General features: G+C 35.7%; 12 protein-coding genes, 1 other RNA gene and 3 pseudogenes. 7 read left to right on the plus strand and 9 right to left on the minus strand.

The features are described from left to right. The first annotated feature begins 90 nt into the window (after nucleotides 1-90). On the plus strand, nucleotides 91-3,876 hold the full coding sequence (locus C0975_RS03415) for an nSTAND1 domain-containing NTPase (protein WP_101774994.1): 3,786 nt from the start codon (nucleotides 91-93) through the stop codon (nucleotides 3,874-3,876). Nucleotides 3,877-3,931: 55 nt separating this feature from the next. Here C0975_RS03415 and pbpC read toward each other — a convergent pair whose 3' ends face one another. Together pbpC and asnS are read right to left on the minus strand one after the other, a co-directional pair. Beyond that, nucleotides 3,932-6,280 carry a penicillin-binding protein 1C gene (gene pbpC / locus C0975_RS03420; protein WP_101774995.1) on the minus strand — a complete coding sequence of 783 codons (2,349 nt, stop codon included), beginning with the start codon at nucleotides 6,278-6,280 and terminating at the stop codon, nucleotides 3,932-3,934. A 67-nt stretch (nucleotides 6,281-6,347) separates the two neighbouring features. Beyond that, nucleotides 6,348-7,751 (minus strand): asparagine--tRNA ligase, encoded by a 1,404-nt coding sequence (gene asnS, locus C0975_RS03425; protein WP_101774996.1) that lies wholly within the window; start codon nucleotides 7,749-7,751, stop codon nucleotides 6,348-6,350. Between the two features lie 294 nt (nucleotides 7,752-8,045). Here asnS and C0975_RS03430 point away from each other — a divergent pair, with 294 nt between their 5' ends. Next, nucleotides 8,046-9,263, plus strand: coding sequence for an ROK family protein (locus C0975_RS03430; RefSeq protein WP_101774997.1), 1,218 nt, complete (start codon nucleotides 8,046-8,048; stop codon nucleotides 9,261-9,263). Nucleotides 9,264-9,435: 172 nt separating this feature from the next. Then, the gene (bioD, locus tag C0975_RS03435; RefSeq protein WP_101774998.1) at nucleotides 9,436-10,170 is read left to right on the plus strand and encodes a dethiobiotin synthase; all 735 of its coding nucleotides are present in this window, start codon (nucleotides 9,436-9,438) and stop codon (nucleotides 10,168-10,170) included. 78 nt (nucleotides 10,171-10,248) lie between these two features. Here the strand turns inward: bioD and C0975_RS03440 are convergent, their stop codons facing one another. After that, nucleotides 10,249-10,860: a DedA family protein gene (locus tag C0975_RS03440; protein ID WP_101774999.1), complete on the minus strand. Its 612-nt coding sequence runs from the start codon at nucleotides 10,858-10,860 to the stop codon at nucleotides 10,249-10,251. Between the two features lie 233 nt (nucleotides 10,861-11,093). Between C0975_RS03440 and rplY the strand changes: the two genes are divergently transcribed. Further along, nucleotides 11,094-11,378, plus strand: coding sequence for a 50S ribosomal protein L25 (gene rplY, locus C0975_RS03445; protein ID WP_101775000.1), 285 nt, complete (start codon nucleotides 11,094-11,096; stop codon nucleotides 11,376-11,378). A gap of 200 nt (nucleotides 11,379-11,578) precedes the next feature. Here the strand turns inward: rplY and C0975_RS03450 are convergent. Together C0975_RS03450 and C0975_RS03455 are read right to left on the minus strand one after the other, a co-directional pair. Further along, nucleotides 11,579-11,941: pseudogene (locus C0975_RS03450) on the minus strand (patatin-like phospholipase family protein); the annotation flags it as partial. Nucleotides 11,942-12,114: 173 nt separating this feature from the next. Then, nucleotides 12,115-13,146, minus strand: a pseudogene (locus tag C0975_RS03455) (branched-chain amino acid aminotransferase); the annotation flags it as partial. A gap of 465 nt (nucleotides 13,147-13,611) precedes the next feature. Here C0975_RS03455 and C0975_RS03460 point away from each other — a divergent pair. Together C0975_RS03460 and rlmM are read left to right on the plus strand one after the other, a co-directional pair. Then, on the plus strand, nucleotides 13,612-14,493 hold the full coding sequence (locus C0975_RS03460) for a transcriptional regulator GcvA (RefSeq protein ID WP_101775002.1): 882 nt from the start codon (nucleotides 13,612-13,614) through the stop codon (nucleotides 14,491-14,493). Further along, on the plus strand, nucleotides 14,493-15,590 hold the full coding sequence (gene rlmM / locus C0975_RS03465) for a 23S rRNA (cytidine(2498)-2'-O)-methyltransferase RlmM (RefSeq protein WP_101775003.1): 1,098 nt from the start codon (nucleotides 14,493-14,495) through the stop codon (nucleotides 15,588-15,590). The genes C0975_RS03460 and rlmM overlap by 1 nt, the downstream gene beginning before the upstream one ends. Nucleotides 15,591-15,689: 99 nt before the next feature. Here rlmM and C0975_RS03470 read toward each other — a convergent pair. Beyond that, nucleotides 15,690-16,551 (minus strand): annotated as a pseudogene (locus tag C0975_RS03470) (ferritin-like domain-containing protein). 8 nt (nucleotides 16,552-16,559) lie between these two features. After that, on the minus strand, nucleotides 16,560-17,432 hold the full coding sequence (gene tesB, locus C0975_RS03475) for an acyl-CoA thioesterase II (RefSeq protein ID WP_101775004.1): 873 nt from the start codon (nucleotides 17,430-17,432) through the stop codon (nucleotides 16,560-16,562). Nucleotides 17,433-17,717: 285 nt separating this feature from the next. Here tesB and ffs point away from each other — a divergent pair. Further along, an RNA gene (ffs, locus tag C0975_RS03480) (signal recognition particle sRNA small type) lies at nucleotides 17,718-17,816 on the plus strand. Nucleotides 17,817-17,847: 31 nt separating this feature from the next. On the opposite strand, the gene cydC is transcribed toward ffs, so the two are convergent. Both cydC and cydD read right to left on the minus strand, forming a co-directional pair. Next, nucleotides 17,848-19,587 carry a heme ABC transporter ATP-binding protein/permease CydC gene (gene cydC, locus C0975_RS03485; RefSeq protein ID WP_101775005.1) on the minus strand — a complete coding sequence of 580 codons (1,740 nt, stop codon included), beginning with the start codon at nucleotides 19,585-19,587 and terminating at the stop codon, nucleotides 17,848-17,850. Further along, nucleotides 19,587-21,350, minus strand: a complete 1,764-nt coding sequence (gene cydD, locus C0975_RS03490; RefSeq protein ID WP_101775006.1) for a heme ABC transporter permease/ATP-binding protein CydD — start codon at nucleotides 21,348-21,350, stop codon at nucleotides 19,587-19,589. Before cydD ends, cydC begins: the two co-directional genes overlap by 1 nt. Nucleotides 21,351-21,363: the final 13 nt, after the last annotated feature.

Here is a 21,363-nt window from a genome sequence, read left to right on the forward strand (position 1 = left end):
ATATATTTAATTTCATAATATAGCTTTAAAACGAAATAACTGTTTGTGCTATTTAATAGGATATTACATTTTGTATAAGGAAATTTAACAATGACTCAATTGTTTATTAGCCATTCTAGTGTAGATAATGCTGAATCTATTGCTTTATATAATTGGCTAGGTGAACTAGGTTGGTCTTTATTTTTAGATTTAGATCCAAATAATGGTATTCAAGTTGGAGAAGAATGGCGTAAAAAGCTGGGTAATTCGATCAGTGAATGTGAAGGTATGATATTACTTATTTCTGATAATTGGCTTGTCTCTTCACATTGTTTCTCTGAATATCAGATGGCTGTGGCATTAAGTAAACCTATTTTTCCTTTAATCATTAAATCGCCTAAACATCGTATTCCACATACTATTTTAGATAAATGGAATATCGGAAATCTTGAGATAGGTCATCCAAGAGTACATATTCCAGTGTTGTTACCATCTGGTCAATCAAGCATGGTCTCTTTTAGTCAAATTGGCTTGAATAGTTTAAAACGGGGCTTAACTTATGCGGGATTACATCCAGATTTCTTCCAATGGCCACCTTTATCACGTTATAACAATCCGCCTAGTCCGTATAAAGGATTAAAGCCACTTGAATTTGAAGACGCTGGGCTTTTATTTGGGCGAGATGGCGCAATTAAAGCATTACTGTTGGAATTACAACGTTTACGTAAAACAACGAAAACACGTTTTGTTGCAATACAAGGAGCTTCTGGTTCAGGAAAATCTTCTTTTTTACGTGCAGGTATTTTGCCTCGACTAGCACGTTTACAACAGCAATTTTTAGTTTTGCCACTTATTCGTCCAAATCAATTAGTATTAAGTGGTGAAAAAGGTCTAATTGAAGCATTGTTTCAACTTTGTAAAATGCTTGATATTCGGCGTACTAAGCAATCGATTGTAGCAATGGTTATGACACCAACATTACGTATTGCTTTAAAAGAGTTTTTACTTTGTATTCTGAGAAAAGCAAGAGGTTCATTAGAGTTCCAGCAAAATTCAGAATTACCTACTTTAATTATTTCAGTTGATCAGGCAGAAGAGTTATTTACTTCTTATAATGAAGAAACAAATCAATTTTTACAATTGATCGCAGAGCTAATTCATTGTGACGAACTGGATGTGATGGTGTTATCTACTATTCGTACTGATGCGTACGCTTCTTTACAGGTTGCAGAAAAATTAGAAGGAATTGATCAATATCCGTTTTCTTTACCACCTATTGCAAAAGGTGCTTATCAGCAAATTATTGAAGGACCAGCAAAGCTTTTAGAAAAAACACAAAAACCACTTTGGATTGATCCCCTATTAACTGACAGATTGTTAAAAGATTTAGAACAAGATGGAGGTAAAGACGCTTTACCTTTATTAGCCTTTACTTTAGAACGTTTATATTTAGATTATGGTCATGATGGAAAGTTAGAGCTAAAAGAATATTTGACTTTTCAAGATGAAAATACACAACAGCATTCAGGATTAGGTGGACTGCAAGGAGCTGTTTCGATTGCTATTGATGAAGCATTAACAAAAGCGCAGCAAGATCCTCGTTTACCTAAAAACCATAACGAGCGTATTATGCTGTTACGTCGAGCCGTGATTCCTTATCTTGCCAGTATTGATGTAAAAACACACCAACCGCACCGTAAAGTCGCTCATTATGCTGATTTTCCAGAAGATGTACGCCCAATTATTGATTGCTTAGTTGAAAGTCGTTTATTGACGAAAGACTATAATGTGCAATTTTTAGATAATAAGCGTAAACACAATACTGAGCGGGGGATTACAGTTGAGTTTGCTCATGAAAGTATTTTGCGTCAATGGCGTTTACTTTCGGACTGGCTAAAAGAAGATATTGCAGATTTATTTTTGTTAGAAATGTTACAGGCTGAAACTGTCGTTTGGCTGCGCACTCAAAAACATACTGAATGGTTACGTTTAAACGGTTGTCGTTTGCAAGAAATGGATCGCTTAGAGCAGGGAAAATTTAAAGCCTATATTACACCAGTACAACGAGAATATTTAGATTGTTGTCGTGAACAAGAACAGTTGCAACAAGTCAATGAATTAAAAAAAGCCAGAGCACTTATTACGGCAAGATCACTTGCTTTAAAACGGGTAAAAATGAGTTTAGGTATTTCTTCTCTCTTGTTAGTGTTATCTATTGGTGTTGGCTGCTTTGCATTTGAGAAAAAACAAGAAGCAGAGCAACAAACCTTAAAATATCAAATGGAGTTAAAAAGATCAGAAACGTTATTAAGTGAGATTGGTACTGCAGTACGTTTTCTCAACTTTGATGTACGTAATGTACTAGAGCAATATGTACCTGCTACAAAGCAAGCAGTTGTTTATCAACAGATTGAAAAACTTATCCAAAATTTAGAACAGAACTCTTATTATAAAGAGTTAAGACAAATTGCTATGGCTTACGTTAATCAGGGAAATCACGCACTAGAATTGGGGGATGTTGATAAAGCAAGCTTTTATTATCAACGTGCATTTGACGAATTTCAGTATTTAGTAAATAAAACACCAAATGATGTAAACGCTCAGTATGATTTAGGTATTGCTTATGAAAACTTAGGCTATCTTGCTGAAATTCAACAAGATTTAAATAAAGCGGAAGCAAATTACCAAATTACTTTTGAAATCAGGCAGAAATTGGCAAAAAAGAATCCATCAGGTTTTGATGTGCAACGTGGTTTAAGTAATATATATAAAAAATTAGGTGACATTAGTCGGCTGAAGAATCAATTTGAGCAATCTTTAGCTTATTATCTAGATGCTTTTAGTATCGATCAGGATATTTATCGAAAGGCGCCTAATAATTATGATACACAAAGGGAATTGAGCCTTTCTTATCATAATTTGGGTAATTTAATGCAAACCCAACATCAATATATTCAAGCATTTAATTATTACCAACAAGAGCTTGCTATCATTGAAAAATTAGTTGAACGCGATCCAACTAACCAGCAAGTTTTACAAGATTTAAGTTTGACCTATAAGCATTTAGGAGATATTAAATTAGCTGAAAATAAACAAAAAGAAGCATTATCGTATTATCAAAGAGTGTTAAATATTGATAAAAAACAGATTGTTCAAGATCCTGATAATTTACAAATTCAACATAGTTTAGCATCTTCATATGAAAAAATAGGTAATATTTTTCGTTCGCAGAAACAATTTGAGCAAGCACTTTTGCACTACAAAGAAGCGTTTATAATTTTTCAAAAGTTAGGTAATAAATATCCAAATCATCGCCAAAATCGACGACATTTAGGCATGTCTTATGCTAAGTTAGGTAGTGTTGCCCTTAGTCAGGATAGAATAGAGCAAGCTTCTTATTACTATCAGCAAGCATTTGGTATTTTTGAACAACTGTCAGAAGAAAGACCAAATAATCAGCAAATACAGCGTATTTTAGCCATTTTGTATTATAAATTGGGTGAGGTTGCACAAGCAGAAGGTGATTTTGCTCAGGCAGTTCAGCATTACCAAGCAGGCTTTATAATTATGCATAAACTTTATTTAAATTCTCCTAACAACCTTTGTATACAAGCCGATTTAGCGCGAGGTTATGAGAAATTAGGTGACCTTGCACATTTGCAGCAGAATTATACACAAAGCCGTTATTACTACCAGCAAGCGTTAGAACTTGAACAAGTGTTATTAACAACACAGCCAGAGAATTATCGCTTGTTTCATAGAACGGCAAGAGTACACCAAAAATTGGGAGAAATTTCACATTATTTTGGTGATCTAAAACAGAGTGCATTCCATAATATGCAACATAGCATGCTAAAAGGTATATGGGAAATGAAGTCAGTAACAAAAAAGAAATGAGTAATACGTACTACTATGTAACATATACTAGTAGTTGCTGAAGTGCGGTCTGTTTTTAAAAAGTTTTGATTTTTACTTTAATTTGTACTGAGCCAACTCGGCCTTGATCGTCGATGGCAGAAATAGTATAGCTGCCAGTTGACTGAGGCTGCCAGAAGACGGGCTGATTTGGTGCGGCTTCGCTAATAAAGACATTGTCTACAAACCAAAATATGCTATCAACATTAGCCGTAACTGTAGCGGAAAGTGTTAATGGTTCCTCTTGCTCATTGTGTGAAACGTAGTAATCACGATTTGCTAAAGGCGAAATGATTTGAGGATTATTTTGATATAAATATTGTAAGGCTTGATTTTGCTGTTCATAAGGGCAGGCGGGATTAATGATTGGGCTGCGTTTCATAACGCCTGCTTGTGCAAATAGTTGTTGAAAATCACTTGACCACATTTCATAGATTTTTTGTTCTGTTTCCGATCCTGAATAAGGTTGGCAAGCCAACATGTCGGTATTTTTTAATACGGTAAATGGTTGGTAAAGTTGGCTAACGGTAATAGGTGATTTACCTGGAATAAAAAGGGTCTTTACTTGTTGCTGGCAATATTGATTAGGTAGATTACCATCGGCTTGACAGACTAGCACTTCTTTTAAACTTGTTCCCTCTGTGACAATGTCACGCATTTGTGGTTCATTAGCAATAATACTATCTGCAAGTTGTAAAAAGAGAGGTGTAGCTAAACTACGTCCAATTAAATGTGGATTACTTTTATTATTGAAGTTTCCAAGCCATACAATCAAAGTATATCGTCCAAAGTAGCCAGCCGTCCATGCATCGCGTAAACCATTAGATGTGCCTGTTTTCCAATAAAGAGGCAAATTTGATTTAATTGATTTATTTTGTACATCTGTACGGACATTTTGGCGTAAAATATCATGAATCATTACCGCACTTTCTTTACTTAATAATTGCTTGCTGAGCGGTAATTTTTCTGCTTTAAGTGATTTTAACGGCGACCATACGCCTTGATTTGCCAACATCGCATATAGACTTGCTAATTGCTGAGCATTCAGCTCTGCTCCGCCTAAAACTAAAGATAAACCATAATGTGACTTGTTTTTAGCTAATGTGATATTTGCTTGCTGTAAAAAATCATATAAATCAGGTGAAAGTCGACTAGCCATCTCAATAGCTGGAATATTTCGACTTTGTAGCAATGCTTGCGTCACGCTAATAGGACCTAAAAAATTGCCTTCGTAATTTTCAGGTTGATACTCAGCAAACGTAGTCGGTAAATCTTTTAAAATAGTTCGGCTATGGACCAGTCCTTGATCAAAGGCGAGCGCATAAATGAATGGTTTTAATGTCGACCCATAAGAACGCCGAGCTAGAGTGCCATTGATTTGACCTGAAATAGCTTGTTCGAAATAATTACCTGAACCAACTAACGCTTTAATTTCCATCGTGTCATTATCGACTAATAACACTGAAGCATTATTAATACCATGTCGATGTTGCTGTGATAAATAACGATGAGTAATACGTTCAACTAAGCGTTGTTGATGACTGTTTAAGGTACTAATAAGCTCAGATTTATCAGGATATTGTTGTAACAATTGATCGACAAAGTGCGGTGCAAAAAATGGCAATTTTTCTAAAGGGCGTAAAGCATAATTGAGCTGGAAATCAGTTTGCCATTTTTTATCTTCAGGATGGGTTACTAGCCAGCGTTGATAAAGCTGATTACGTGCTTTGAATAAAGCGGGATTGAGTTGAGCATTATTTTGGCGAATATAAGCATTCGGATTTTTGGGCAGAATAGCTAATGTCATCGCTTCTGCTAAGTTAATTTGACTATTTGCTTTATTAAAATAAATCAGACTTGCCGTACCTGCGCCTTCAATATTGCGACCATAAGGTGCAAAATTAAAGTAAGCCTCGAGAATTTCTTTTTTAGAATAGCGAATTTCCAGTTGAATAGCGCGCAATATTTGCTCAGTTTTCCCCCATAATGTACGGCTATCAATCTGCCATAAGACACGAGCAAGTTGCATAGTTATCGTAGAACCGCCTTGTGGTGAATTGCGTAAAACATAAGTTTGCCATGCTCCACGTATTAAGCCGTAGGGATTCACACCAAAATGCCAATAGAACCATTCGTCTTCTTGAAATAAAACTGCATCAACTAATTTGGGGGAAATTTGCTCAAAGGGGATCCATAAACGATAACGTTCATCTTTGGCAGTAGTTAGACGCAGTAAATTGTTGTGCTCATCATATACTGCAGTAGAATAAGGAAAATGATCTTTCAGAGATGAGTAGGGAAGGGAACGAATGATAGCGATAAAGCAGCCCAGCAAAAGTACAGTTGAAAATAACACAAAAATGCTTTTTTTACTCAGAGCGTTCATTTTACTTACCTAAAAAATTCCCCTTATCTTGCAATAAGGGGAAAATAATTTCAATGATATTAATTCATTAGAAGTTTGCATTACGTGGTGCGCGTGGGAATGGAATCACATCACGAATATTTTGCACACCAGTTACATATACAATTAAACGTTCAAAACCTAAACCAAAACCTGAATGTGGAACTGTACCATAACGACGTAAGTCACGATACCACCAGTAATCTTCAGGATTTAGACCCATTTCAACCATACGTCGATCTAATACAGCTAAACGCTCTTCACGTTGTGAACCACCAATGATTTCACCAATTCCTGGGGCTAAAACGTCCATAGCAGCAACAGTTTTACCATCATCATTTAAACGCATATAAAACGCTTTGATGTCTTTTGGATAGTTTTTCACAACCACTGGGGATTTGAAATATTCTTCAGCAAGGTAACGTTCATGTTCAGAAGATAAGTCGATCCCCCAAGAAACTGGAAATTCAAATTTCTTACCTGATTGTAATAACACATCAATTGCATCAGTATAATCAATTTGCGCAAAGTCAGAGCTGACGAAATTTTCTAAACGGCTAATAACATCTTTATCAACATGTTTTTCAAAGAATTTTAAGTCATCTTTTCGTTCTTCTAATACAGCTCGGAAAACATATTTCAACATATCTTCGGCTAATTTTGCATTATCTGCTAAAGTGGCAAAGGCAATTTCAGGCTCAACCATCCAAAATTCAGCTAAATGGCGCGTAGTATTTGAGTTTTCTGCGCGGAATGTTGGACCAAAGGTATAGATTTTGCTTAATGCGCAAGCATAAGTTTCACCGTTTAGTTGGCCAGAAACGGTTAAGAATGATTCTTTACCAAAGAAATCTTGCGAAAAATCGACCGCACCTTGCTCATTACGCGGTAAATTTTCTAAATCTAAAGTAGAAACGCGAAACATTTCTCCTGCCCCTTCGGTGTCTGACGCAGTAATTAATGGTGTCGCAACCCAATAGAAACCTTGTTCGTGGAAGAAGCGATGAATAGCCTGCGCTAAACAGTGACGAATGCGCGCAATTGCACCAATAATATTTGTACGTGGGCGTAAATGGGCAACTTCGCGTAAATATTCAATAGAATGGCGTTTAGCTGCCATTGGATAAGTTTCGGGATCTTCGACCCAACCTGAAATTTCAACTTTACTTGCTTGTAACTCAACTGCTTGACCTTCAGCAGGCGATTCGACTACAGTCCCAGTGACGATAACAGAGCAACCTGTAGTCAGTCGTAAGACTTCAGAGGTATAATTTTCAATATCATTATTAACAATAGCTTGGATTGGATCGAAGCAAGAACCGTCGTAAATGGATAAGAAAGAAAGCCCTGCTTTTGAATCACGGCGAGTACGAATCCAACCGCGGATAGTCACTTGTTCGCCAATCGCAATTTTACCTTGTAACACATCAACAATAGATGCAATTTTAGTCATATAAAAACCTCTGTTTTCAACAAGTTTTGTAAAGAAATAAACCGATATAGTTTACCTTAACTTATGCAAATTGCCAAAATCTATTAAAAGTTTTGTTTTTGTGAAATAAGCCTCATTATTGATTTAAACCGCTTGTTTTTATTACTATAACTGGTATAAGTAAACAATTTGTTATTTCTTATTTTTATTAGAATCCTCCGCATTAACATGCAACAGAATGTAAAAATAGGTATTGCTTAGACATACTTCAATAGCAATCCTATCCTTATTCACTTATGGAATTGAGTATTAATTATGCCAAAAATTAGAAAAGAAGATAAATTGCCACTACGTTTAAAACAACTTGGACGTATTTACCGTTTAGTCGAACAATTTGAAGAAATTTCTCGTATTGACTTATCAAAATTATCGCGCTTAGCGCCTGCAACAATTACGGCATTAACACGTGAGCTTATTAAAGAAAAACTGATTGTTGAGCGAGCGGTACAAAATACTGAAAGCCGTGGTCGTCCAGCTATTGGCTTATGTGTATCACCATTTTATTGGCAATCTTTGTGTGCAACACTGGTTGAAAATCGGTTTGAAATTATTTTAAGTGAACTTGACGGTGGCACGATTAAACACAGTGTGTATCCTTTAAAACAAGAAGATTTAAAAAATCTAGAACAAGTGCTAGTGGATTATTTACAACAGTTTCTTACTGAAACGCAGGATGAACTGAACCATTTAATTACTTTTTCTGTCGCTGTTGGTGGTGAACTTGATCATAAAAATAGATTAATCAAGCTTGGTGAGACCAAGCTTGATATCGATTTAAAAACACTTTTCACCCCTTATTTTAAAATACCAGTATTAATTACTGAATATTTTCAAACTTGGTTACTAGCAGAATCAACTTTAGGCAGCGTAATTAATTGTGACAATGTACTATTTTTACAATTAGACGACGTGATTAATTTTAGCGTGCTTTCTAAAGGTGAGTTGTTATTACATAAGAGCCAAACGCGAAGCCATATTAATAAAATGATCGTGCCAAAATTAAGTGGTTTACAACAAGATATCAGCACACACTTAAATGAGGTTGAACGCTATCAATTGCAAAACCAGATTACACATAAAGCGATTTATCCTCTTATCGATAAGTATTTTCCCGAGAATGGATTATCTAATTGCTCGGAGAAAATAGCATTTTTATGTGAAATAGCAAATAAAGGCGATAAAAAAGCAGAGCAAATTTTATTCCATATTGCAGATAGTTTGGCTTATATCTTAATGAATTTAGTCAGTATATTTGCCTCAGAAAAAATCATGTTAAGTTCCAGCTTTTTACTCTCAAAAGATATTTTCTTAAATCGAGTCAATCGAATATTAAAAGCAAATTTAGCCATTGCTGATTCAAAAGTAGAAGTTATCACGGGAAAATATGAATGGAATACTCCTGTTGTAGCTGCTTCGGCAATTAAACAAAGCATTTATGATGGCAGTTTGTTAGGGCATTTCATTAAAGATTAAATTTCTTTTAAGATTAAGTGCTGTTATTGATATAAATCAAGGCAGTGCTTTTTTTGTGCATATTCTTTGGATTAATGACATCAATTTAATAAAAAGTTGTGTTATCTCAACATTTGTAAAAAAGAATTCCTTTAAGATCTTACAGATAAAAGATCGGAGAAGGGGATAGGCAATGAGCAGCTTTTTTGTGACAGGCACAGATACTAATGTAGGAAAAACTGTGGCAAGTCGAGCAATAATACAGGCGTTGCAAAGTAAAGGTATTCAAATAGTGGGTTATAAGCCCGTTGCATTTAGCCGTGAAGATAATATCTATACTGATACAGAATATCAAAATGAGCCTGAAAGTGATTATGGTTTTGAAGATAATGCAGATGTACTAACTTTAATCAATTCAACAAAAGAGTTGGTTAATTATCAAGAGGTGAACAGTTATACATTTAGGCATAGTATGCCTATTTTTTCTCGTGAAGGAAAAAGTATTCATGTGGAAAAAATGAATTCTGATTTGTCACATTTAAATAAAAAGTATCAATCAGTATTGGTGGAAGGTGCATATGGGTGGCTGACACCAATAAATAAGCATTATCATTTTGCTGATTGGGTACAAGAACAAAAAATGCCAGTTGTGCTTGTTGTGGGAATTAAAGAAGGTTGTATCAATCATGCTTTATTAACGATGGAGTCAATACAGCAGAAAGGGTTACCTTTGTTAGGTTGGATTGCTAATCGTATTAATCCTTGTTTAGGGCATTATGCTGAGATTATTGAACTATTAAGTGAAAAAATTGATGCACCGCTTTTAGGACAAATTCCTTATTTATACAAACCAGAAGAACAAGAGCTTGGTCACTATATTACTAATCTTGAACGTTTGACTTATATGGAGACGATATTAGTAGATTAAAATGTTATGCTGATAGAAAAAAGCGCCTTGTTATATGACTAACAAAACGCTTTTACTTTTGACCGCACCTTATAATGATTATTGTTCAACTTTAGCTTTTTTACTTTTTTTCCATTTCCACAATAAGAAAATAGCAAGAACAGCGATAATGATATAAATAAAAAATTGTCCTTGCTGAATTTGGTGATGTAACTTATCTAGATTTTGGGCACCGAAATAACCTAAATATACCCAAACAGGAACAGAAATAATTGCAGCAAAGAAATCAATTAGTACAAAACGAGTATAACTAACACGACGTGTAATGCCTGAAACCATATAAATTACAGCACGTAATCCAGGTAAAAATCGAGCAGTGAATAGTACACGGTTGCCATATTTTTCAAATTTATCGCGAACTAAGCGTAGTCTTTTCAATGTAATTAATTTACGCATTAATCTAAAGCGAAGGATTTTGGCTCCATAGATACGCCCTAACCAATACATACAAGAGTCGCCCGCTAATACACCAAACATACTGATTACTAACATGATATGTACATTGATATCATCTGGATATAAGCCTGCGATAACGCCACCAGAAACGAGAGTGATATCTTCAGGGATGGGTAAACCAAATCCGCACAAAATTAGAACGAATAATACAGCAAAGTAACCATAGTCAGAAAAAAACGAGATTAGAAGATCCATTTATATACCACTCAATTAATTATGATAGCTTACATAAAACAGTTTGTTATTCTACCTTGTTTTTTTTATAAAGTCGCTAAAAAACTCAATAGAATCTCTGATTAATATTTGATTTGTACACCCAAATCAAATATAATCCCTGCCTCTCAAAGCAAGCCTTTGAGCGAGTTTATGGAAAATCGTTGGGTCGCCTGCGGTTTTATCTTTTAATTCTAATAATGAGAATAGTACAAATGTTTAAATTTAACGCTGAAGTTCGTCAGTCGCAAGGTAAGGGTGCGAGCCGCCGCCTGCGTCATAATGGTCAAATCCCTGCTATTGTTTATGGTGGCAGTGAAGCACCAGTATCAATCATCTTAAATCATGATGATTTAAACAATGCACAAGTTCACGATTCATTTTATTCTGAAGTGATCACTTTAGTTATTGATGGTAAAGAAGTTGCGGTGAAAGTACAAGCAATGCAACGCCACCCATTTAAACCAAAATTAGTTCACATTGACTTTAAACGTGTATAATTTTTTGATTTAAAAGGGTGATCTGAAATCTTTGTAACTTTATATGTATATACATAAACTAAGTTATAAAAAGTTCAGACCATCTAGTGTATGCTAAAAGCTCTTTTATTTTTTTAAGTAAAAGAGCTTTTTATATAGATAAATCATTCGGATTCTAGGTACTTTCATTTTAAGTATTCTATTTATTTGATATGCTGCACAGCTTCTCCTGTTTCAACATTAGTGAGAGTCGCATAAAAATCGATGTTTGAAGCAAGGAACATTTCAATGTCAAAGGGATCTAATTTGAAAGGAAGTTCATAAAAAGCAAAATCTTTATTTACAATATTGCCAGTACATAATAGGCTATGTAATCCCATATAACGTTTATCATTTAAATATTTTTTATTATATCGAATTGCTCGTCCACGTTGTTTTGATGGAAAATTAACCCCAAATAACACACCTGCAGAAACGCCAACAATACCATCAATATGAATCTTTTCATCAAGAAACACATCAAGTACACCAGCAGTAAACATACCGCGCATGGCACTGCCTTCTAAAACTAAACCTATTCTCATTTTTTCTTCCTGTTATAAGTAAAATTTACTAAAAATTGACCGCACTTTGTTGTGTTTTTAAAAGTGAGTTAAGTCCTATCAAACGTTTAGAAATATAAAGCTCAGATTGTTGCATCTGAGCTTAAGGTGACTATAACATGTTAATTAAAGTGACTTAAAATAAAAAAGTTTGCTTAGTCAACTTTCACAATCCAGCCTTCGGGCGCTTCAACATCACCAAATTGAATACCGACAAGCTCGTTATAGAGTTTTGTTGTGACTTCGCCCACCTCAGTTTCAGAATAGAAAACATGGAAATTGTCACCATATTGAATACCACCAATAGGTGTGATTACTGCTGCTGTACCACAAGCTCCAGCTTCTTTAAATTGATCTAATTGATCAATATAGACATCCCCTTCTTTGGTTTCTAAACCTAAACGCTCTTTTGCTAGGTAGAGAAGAGAGTATTTAGTAATGCTAGGTAAAATAGAAGGGGAAAGTGGAGTAATAAATGTATTGTCCTGAGTAATACCAAAGAAATTTGCTGAACCGACTTCTTCAATTTTAGTATGTGTAGTTGGATCTAAATAAATACAATCACCAAAGCCATGTGCTTTTGCCTCTTTACCTGGGTATAAGCTTGCGGCATAGTTGCCTCCAACTTTGGCTGCACCTGTCCCTTGTGGTGCTGCTCGGTCATAATTTGAGACTAAAAAATTAGTTGGTTTTAAACCACCTTTAAAGTAAGCACCCACAGGGCAACAGAAAATAGAGAAAATATATTCTGGTGCAGGATTTACACCGACGTTATCGCCTACACCAATCATAAATGGACGCAAATATAATGTAGCGCCTGTGCCATAAGGTGCTAACCATTCTTGATTTGCTTTGACTACTTGTTTACATGCATCAATAAACATCTCAGTCGGTACTTCAGGCATTAATAAACGCTGACAGCTGCGTTGCATACGCAGTGCATTTTGATCTGGGCGGAAAAGGTTAATTGAGCCATCTTTACAGCGATAGGCTTTTAATCCTTCAAAGCATTGCTGACCATAATGCAATGCGGTTGAACCTTCGCTGATGTGTAATGTATTATCTTGTGTTAACTCACCTTTTGACCATTTACCATTTTTCCAATATGCAATGTAGCGATAGTCTGTTTTGATATAGCCAAAGCCTAAATTTTGCCAATCAATATTTTTTGTCATTGTTATATCCTTTTTGTTGTGTCTGGAGAATGAGTTTTAATCTACACCATTCTTCATAGCTTGCAAATGTTTGCGAGAAAAAAATTTAGTGATTAAAACAGAAAATCTGAAAGATAAAATATTTTGAAGTAAAACAAGCAATAAGCAGGTGATTGTGCTAAAATCAGCAGATAAAAAAACACCGCTCGACTGAGCGGTGTCTAACCAAAAGGGTTTAAAAATAAATATACAGGAAGTGAAAATAAGTAACTTCAAAAGTTACTCTGTTTGGTTTCCCAAACAATATGCAAACACAACATCATACTTAAGTCCGAAACTCTTAACCAGTAAGGAATTACCAATCATTAAGTATGGTTGCATTGTAAGAGGAAGCCTGAGAGTGAACAACGAATATTTTTTTATATGACGCATTAGAAAAATTAATGCGAAAGATATTTTTTATATTATAGATCAAAAATTTAACATTGAGAAGAGCGTATGTGTAAACGTTTGCCTCCCTTGAATTCATTGAAAGCATTTGAATCTGCTGCAAAGCATTTAAGCTTCACAAAAGCAGCAGAAGAATTGTTTGTAACACAAGCTGCAGTAAGTCACCAGATAAAACTGTTAGAAGATTTTTTAGGCATTGAATTGTTTAAACGTAAGAATCGTTCACTGGAATTAACAGAATTAGGTCAGGCTTATTTTACTGATGTGACAAAAATTCTACATCGACTTGCTGAAGCTACTGATAAATTATTAGCAAAAAAACATGATAAACATCTGACCATTAGTGTGCCACAAACATTTGGTATTCAGTGGTTAGTACCGCATCTAAGCGATTTTAACCAGCATTATCCTGATATTGAAGTGCGTTTAAAAGGTGTTGATCAGGATGAAGGATTACTTAGCAAAGATATTGATATTGCTATTTATTATGGGCTAGGAAACTGGGATAATTTGCAGGTTGAAAAGTTAGTTGAAGAGAATCTCCTTATTCTCGCTTCACCAAAATTACTTGCCCAAATTCCCGTGCAGAGTAAAGACGATTTAAAAAATCACACTTTAATTCATATTCATACTCGTGATAATTGGAAAAATATGGCAAGTTCTTTGCAACTGGATGATTTAAATATTCAGCAAGGCTCGCTATTTAGCCATACTTTTATGGCATTACAAGCGGCTATACATGGGCAGGGTTTAGTACTTGCGAACCGTATTTTAGCACAGCAGGAAATTGATAATGGACATTTACAAATTGTCTTACCAACAAATTTGCATGATCCAAAATCGTTCTATGTTGTGAATCACTTTGATGTAAATGATGAACGTATTCAAGCTTTTCGAGCTTGGATCATTGAAACAATGAAACAAAAATAATGAATAAATTAGCCCTTTATTGTCGTCTTGGTTTTGAAAAAGAAGTCGCTGCTGAAATTAGTGAAAAAGCGACCGCACTTGGTGTTTTTGGCTTTGCGCGTGTTGTCGAAAATAGTGGTTATGTAATTTTTGAATGTTATCAGACAGGCGATGCAGATCGCCTAGCACGAGAGATACCTTTCCACCAATTGATTTTTGCGCGTCAAATGTTAGTTGTTTCCGAGCTTTTAACTGATTTATCGTCACAAGATCGGATTTTGCCTATTGTGGCACAATATCAACAGATCGCAGCTCAAATTAATTTAAAGCAAAGTAATGAAATTTTTGTTGAAACAGCGGATACTAATGAAGCAAAAGCACTCTCTGTCTTTTGTCGCAAGTTTACTGTACCACTACGCCAAGCATTGAAAAAACAAGGCTGGTTAGCGGCTCATGTTGGTAAATCAGCTAGTGTGACTTTACATGTCCTCTTTATTAATACTACAAGTTGTTATGTTGGCTATTCTTATAACCATAATCACTCCGCTCATTTTATGGGTATTCCGCGTTTGAAATTTCCTGCAGATGCACCAAGTCGTTCGACGTTAAAGTTAGAGGAAGCAATTCTCACTTTTATTCCTAAAAAGCAGGAAGCAGTACGCTTACAAGAAACAATGTATGCTGTCGATTTAGGCGCCTGTCCAGGCGGTTGGACTTATCAGCTAGTTAAACGAGGCTTATTTGTTTATGCCGTAGATCACGGAAAAATGGCAACAAGTTTACATGAAACAGGGCGTATTGAGCATTGCCCTGAGGATGGATTTAAATTCCAACCGCCAAAACGTCGCAAAATAGATTGGTTAGTTTGTGATATGGTAGAGCAGCCAATCCGTATTGCTAATTTGATTACCAAATGGCTCGTGAATGGTTGGTGTCATGAAACGATTTTTAATCTTAAATTACCTATGAAAAAGCGTTATCTTGAGGTTCAGAAATGTTTGCAATACCTTGAGGATGAACTAATGACGCAAGGTATGAGCTATCAAATTCAAGCGAAACATCTTTATCATGATCGAGAAGAAGTGACAGTACATATTGCAGTGAAAAAGTCGCATTAATTAAAGTGCGGTCGATTTTGGCAAAGTTTTAACTGTTTTCTGTTCGAATAGCGTCAATAATTAAAGGCAGACATTTGATCTGCCTTCATTATCTTGGCATCATTTTTCTGCTTTAATATAGCTTTTTAGTGTTTGTTCAATTTCATAGATCCAATCAAGTTCATATTGAGTAAAACCGGCTTGTAGGCGTGCATCGGTATTAATCACGCCTTTGAATATGACAATACGATATTTACGTAACAGTTCACCAAAACATTGCATAGCATCTAATCCACGTTTAGTAGAAAGTGCATGATACCAATGGTTACCAATTGAAACATGACCAATTTCATCATGTAAAATCACATCGAGAATTGCAACAGCATCAAAATCTTTACGTTGACGAATTTTGTCCTGTAGAACAGGCGTCGCATCTAACCCTCTTGCTTCAAGTACGCGAGGCACTAATGCCATACGTTCCCAAATGTCATGAGCTGTGGCTTGTGACATTTCCCATAGACCTGCGTGTGCTTCAAAGTCCCCATATTGGTAACCCAAAGATTTTAAATGTTGGTATAAGAAGGGTAAAATGCGTACTTTCTTCGCGTGCCACTTGTAACCAATCTTTTACGAATGTCATTCCTGCTCCCAATTCCTGTTGAGCACAGCGTCCAAAACGCCAGGCAGCGTCTAAACCTAAATTAATCGCATTAAATTCAATATGTGCGATGGCATGTAGTGTTGCAGCGTAACCTTCTTTGGTAGCAAAAGAACGTTTAGGTACATCTTTAGGGGCAACTAGCGCGGGTTTATGCGGAAATCCTGCTATGTCTTGCGTCGGTGTGACAATAGGAAAATCGTCTAATTCAGTTAAATTGACAGTGGGTAACAGATCATCATAGAGCTGGTTAACAAGCTCGCATTTTTTCTCTGGTACAGTTTCGATCAATGCCGTAGTGATAGCTTGCCAAAGTGCGGTCATTTTTTTCCTTATTTTTTCTTTTCTAATGTATAACGAATTAAGCCTTCTTGTTGTGTTGTTGCAATTAGGCGGCCTTGGCGATCAAAAATTTGTCCTCGCGCTAAGCCTCGGGCGGCAAAGGCGTTGTTACTTTCAATTGCATACAGTAACCAATCATTTAAATTAAAAGTGCGATGAAACCAAATTGAATGATCAATTGTTGCGACTTTCATACCCGGTTGTAAAAAGCCTTTTTCATGTGGATGGAGGGCAGTTAATAAACAATGAAAGTCGGAGAAGTAGGCGAGCAAACATTGTTGTATTTTTTGATCTAATGGTGCATTTCCATTCGCTTTTACCCAAGCAAATTGTTCTGGTGGCAATTTTGTGCCACTAAATGGATTATTGATATATTTTGCACGAATATCAAAAGGACGTTCTGCCGTAAATTTTTCACGAATCGGTTCTGGAATATAAGGTGCAAGTTTTTGGATGACAGTACTTTCTGCAATAAACTCATCAGGCTGTGCAACTTCAGGCATTTGGCTTTGGTGATCAAAACCTTTTTCTTCATTTTGAAATGAAGCGGTAATATGGCAGATTGGTTCATTATGTTGAATTGCTTTGACACGTAATGCGGTAAAATTGCGTCCTTCGCGTAAAGTTTCTACATCGTAAATAATTGGATGTTGGCTATCGCCAGGTGCTAAAAAATAAGCGTGACAAGAATGTAAAATACGATCTTGGCGGGCAACTTGAATAGCAGCTGATAATGCTTGTGCGACAACTTGACCACCGAAAACTTGGCGTAATCCTAAATCTTCGCTGCTACCTCGAAATAAAAAATCATCTAATCGTTCTAGCTTAAGTAATTCAATTAAGTTATTAAGTACCTTTGACATGGCTCATCCTTATTGAGAGTGAGTTTGATTGATAGTTTTGGTATAGTAAAATCAATTAAGATTAATTCAGACAAATTGTTAGTATAAATTAGCTTAAAAATTTATTGCTTTGCGCATTACTATGGAATCAAAAATTGTTTTTAACAAGAATGAAAGTTATTTTACTTAAAAAATAATCAATCAAATAGAAATAAAAATCAACGTTTGCAATATCAGGCATCTTATTGCATAATACGCCACCTAATCATCAGATAAGCATTATTTGGTGGTTATCCAATGGAAATCTTCTCGGTTCCTCGCAATGGTATCTGGTTTACCTGGTCAGGTTCGGAAGAAAGCAGCCAAAGTCAGCATCACTGTGTGCCGAGATCAAGCTGGGAAGATTTCCACCTCATTTTCCCCTTTATTATATGTGCTAAATTCTAGTTGCTAATTTTTGGAAATAACTATTTTCTTGTTGGATTAATTCATTATAAGTACCTTGTTCAATCAATTTTGCTTCATCAATAATGTAGAGTTGATCGAATTGTTCAATAAAAGTAAGGCGATGAGTAACCATTAATAGCGTCTTATTTTTCACATGAGTGAAGATTAAATGCAGTATTTTTCGTTCTGTTTCTCGATCTAGTCCTTCTGTTGGTTCATCAAGCAATAAAATTGGCGCGTCATTAAGCAATACACGAGCAAGCCCTAAACGACGTTGCTCACCACCTGATAATGGGCGCCCGCCATCGCCAAGCCATAAATCTAATCCCTCTTCTTGCTCAAGTAATTTGTTTAAACCCACTTGTTGTAACACATTAATCATTTTCCGATCAGTAATTTTGATTGCATTTGCAATCTGTAAATTGTTGCGTAAGCTATCGCTAAATACATGAACTCGTTGAGTTAAAAAACATATTTGTTGGCGTAGTGCTTGTTCTGAATACTGATCAATTGGTCTACCAGAGAGTAATAATAATCCTTTATTAGTATCGTAGTTACGAACTAATAATTGTAATAATGTAGATTTTCCACTCCCTGTTTTTCCGAGGATGGCTACTTTTTTACCCTGTTCAATAGTAAGGCTGACGTTGTTTAATGCTGGATTTTCACGCTCTGGATAGGTGAAAAATAACGCATTGGCTTGAATAAGTGGTTGTGTCTTTATATTAAAGTCATTAAATTGAGCAATCCCTTCGAACCTGACTAAAGGAGATTGTTCGATAATTTCACTAACGCGTTTAGCAGAGGCAATCACTTGACCAATATGTAAAAAGGCTGCACCAATTGGCATTAATATTTCAAATGCAGCAAGGACTGAAAAAGCAAACAAAGCAATCAATGCAGCTTTATACATGCCTGTGCCTAAGTCTGCTTCAGCAGCAATCCAGAGTGTTGCAGCAAGAATGAATCCATTAACAAATAGTAAAATTGCACTGGAAAGTCCTGCTAAGTTAGCTTCTTTTTGTTGGTACTGTTGCCAATCTTGCTCTGTTTGATTGAGCTTCTCTTTTAATTTTTTTTCTGCATTAAAGAGTAATAATTCTGCCTGCGCTTGAATAAACTCTACAAATTGAGTGCGATAAATAGCACGTGATTGTACCAATTTATTACCAAATTTGCTGCCTAAGCGATAGAAAATGGTTGGGATAATTAATAAAAATGCTAACAAAGTCGTACCCATAAATAAGGCGAGTGAGATATGAATAAAACTTAAACCAAGTGTAATAAGGGTTATAACAATAATTGCACTAATGAAAGGCGCAATTAAACGTAAGTATAAACTATCGAGCGTATCAACATCAGCGACTAAACGATTTAATAAATCACTATTACGGTAGCGATTTAAAACAGCGGGGCTTAATGGAATAATTCGACTGAATACTTGAACACGTAATTTAGCTAGTACACGAAAAGTGGCATCATGAGTGACAATTTTTTCGAAATAACGGGCAACTGTTCGACCAATCGCTAAACCACGTACGCCTGAAGATGGGTAGAAAAAGTTAAATAATGTACCGATACCTGCAATTGCTGTTGCAGCTAAAAACCAACCTGAAAGCGTTAACAAGCCAATACTCGCGACTAAACCTGTAATCATTAAAATCACCCCTAAAATCAGGGTAAATTTAGCATGTTTGAATAAACGTAAAAAAGGGAATAACGCGCGCATTAATTTACATCCTGTTTTCGTTGAGTAAGTAATTCAGCAAAGAAGCCTGTATGCTTTAATTGTTCGAAATGACCTTGCTGGATAATTTCACCTTGTTGCATAACAAGGATAACATCGCATTGTTTGAGATCTTCAACGCGGTGAGTAATCATCAAGGTAGTTTGCTGTTGACTCATTTTTTGTAATGCTTGTAAAACTAAATTTTCGGATTGTGCGTCTAAACTTGCAGTAGGTTCATCTAATAATAATAAATGACCTTGACGAAGTAGGGCTCGCGCAATAGCAAGACGTTGTGCTTGCCCGACTGAAATACCTAAGCCACCATCTCTAATTTCACTATTTAAACCTAATGTATCAGTAAATTCTTTTGCTTGAGCGAGTGTTAAAGCTTGTTCAATTTGATGTTCACTTGCTTCAATGTCGCCTAACAATAAATTTTCTTTGATTGTGCCTTGTAATAACAATGGATTTTGCCCTACCCACGCAATTTGTTTACGCCACTGTGATAAATTCATTTGTTTTAGCTCAATCCCATTGATCTTTAAGCTCCCTTCATAGGCTAAAAATCCCAGAATGGCATTGATTAAAGAGCTTTTTCCTGCACCACTTTGACCGACTAGTGCCGTATGGCTTTGAGCTGGTAAAGAGAAGTTTAACGGTTTAGTTAAAGGTTTACCTTGTGGTGAAAGTACGACTAAGTTTTGTGCGGTAATATCAACAGCACTTTGTAGTTCTGAGGGTTGTTGGTGAACTGATTGTGCCGTTGTGTGTTCTGCCTCTAAAAATTCCACAATAACATCAGCAGCGCCAATACCGGCAGCACGATCATGATAATAAGTACCGAGATCACGCAGTGGTTGGTAAAATTCAGGAGCCAAAATAAGACAGAAAAAGCCGACAAATAAGGTTAAAGGTGCATTATATGTACCAAAATTTAACTCGCCTAAATAACTAAAACCAAAATAGACAGCCATTAGTGCAATAGAAATTGAAGTGAAAAACTCTAACACTGCAGAGGAAAGGAATGCCATTTTTAGCACATCCATTGTTGTTTCACGAAATGCATCGGTATTTTCTTCAATGTGTCTCGTTTGCTGTTCAGTACGATTAAATAAACGTAATGTTTCTAAACCGCGTAGACGATCTAAAAATTGACCGCTTAATTTTGCTAGAGTCGCCATATTTTTTTGACTGCTGTCTGCAGCGGCAATACCCACTAAAATCATAAAAATAGGGATCAGTGGTGCAGTAATCATTAAAACAAGACCTGCTGCCCAATTAAGTGGGAATATTGCAATTAAAATCACGACAGGAACAATTGCCGATAGTGCCTGTTGTGGCAAATAGCGAGCGTAATAATTATGTAAGTTTTCCACTTGTTCTAACATAATTGTTGCCCAACTCCCAGCAGGCTTTTGATTGATTGTGGCTGGTCCAACTTGATGAATTTTATCTAAGATTTGCTGGCGAATAGAATTACGTAAAATTCGACCGCACTTAAAGCCAATTTGCTCACGTACCCACAGTATGACAGCTCGAAGCATAAAGCCAATGATGAGACCAACGAAATAAAATGACAGAGTACTACGCTCAGTACCTAACATAATCAAATGGTGTAATAAACTCGCTAAAAAATAAGTATTGATGACTAAGATCACGGATGAAATAGAAGCAAGCAGAATGTTCAAATTTAGCAATTTTTTAATTGGTTTTTGTTGTGACCAAAGCCATTTTTGTAAATATTTTTGACGTGTTTTTTGCATAATATAACAAGTT

The sequence above is a fragment of the Pasteurella oralis genome (assembly GCF_002850605.1).
Lineage (GTDB): Bacteria > Pseudomonadota > Gammaproteobacteria > Enterobacterales > Pasteurellaceae > Pasteurella > Pasteurella oralis.